Origin of the sequence: Mesorhizobium sp. M5C.F.Ca.IN.020.32.2.1 (assembly GCF_004023105.1) — a bacterium.
Classification (GTDB): domain Bacteria; phylum Pseudomonadota; class Alphaproteobacteria; order Rhizobiales; family Rhizobiaceae; genus Mesorhizobium; species Mesorhizobium wenxiniae.
The window spans coordinates 1-748 of record NZ_RZSX01001488.1 but is presented as its reverse complement, the minus strand read 5'-3'; the positions used below and the strand labels follow the sequence as shown (position 1 = coordinate 748).

At 63.4% G+C, this 748-nt stretch carries 1 protein-coding gene; it reads left to right on the top strand.

All coding sequences use genetic code 11. From position 1 onward, the window contains the following. On the top strand, positions 1-748 hold a 748-nt coding region (locus EOA86_RS37000), incomplete at both ends, for a molybdopterin-dependent oxidoreductase (protein WP_164892424.1).

Below are 748 nucleotides of genomic sequence, written 5' to 3'. Positions count from 1 at the left end.
GTCTGGAAGCGCATCTTCGGACGAGGACGCCGCAATGGGCGGCTGACATTACCGGGCTTTCCCTCGACGAGATCGAGGCCTTTGCCCGTCTCGTCGGAACGACGAAGAAAACCTATTTCCGCCTCGGCTACGGCTTCTCGCGCCAGCGCAACGGCTCGGTCAACATGCATGCCGCAGCCTCGATCGCCGCGGTCACCGGCTGCTGGCAATATGAGGGCGGCGGCGCCTTCCATTCCAATTCGGGTATCTTCAAGCTGAACCAGGAACTGCTGGAAGGCACGCGGATGCGCGACCCCGCGATCCGCCATCTCGACCATTCGCGCATCGGCCCGGTGCTGACCGGGGCGGCGGATGCGCTTTATGGCGGCCCGCCGGTGACGGCGCTGCTGATCCAGAACACCAATCCGGTCAATGTCGCGCCGGAGCAGCGGCTGGTGAAGCAGGGCTTTCTGCGCGACGACCTGTTTTCCTGCGTGCACGAGCAGTTCATGACCGACACCGCAAAACTCGCCGATGTCGTGCTGCCGGCGACGATGTTCCTCGAGCATGACGATGTCTACAAGGGCGGCGGCAACCAGCACATCACGCTCGGTCCGAAGCTGATCGACCCGCCGGAAGGGCCGCGCACCAACCATTTCGTCATCGAGGAACTCGGCAAGCGGCTCGGTGTTGGCGACAGGCCTGGCTTTGGCATGACCGAGCAGCAGCATATCGACATCATTTTGGGCAAGCGCGGGCTCGGCAGTTT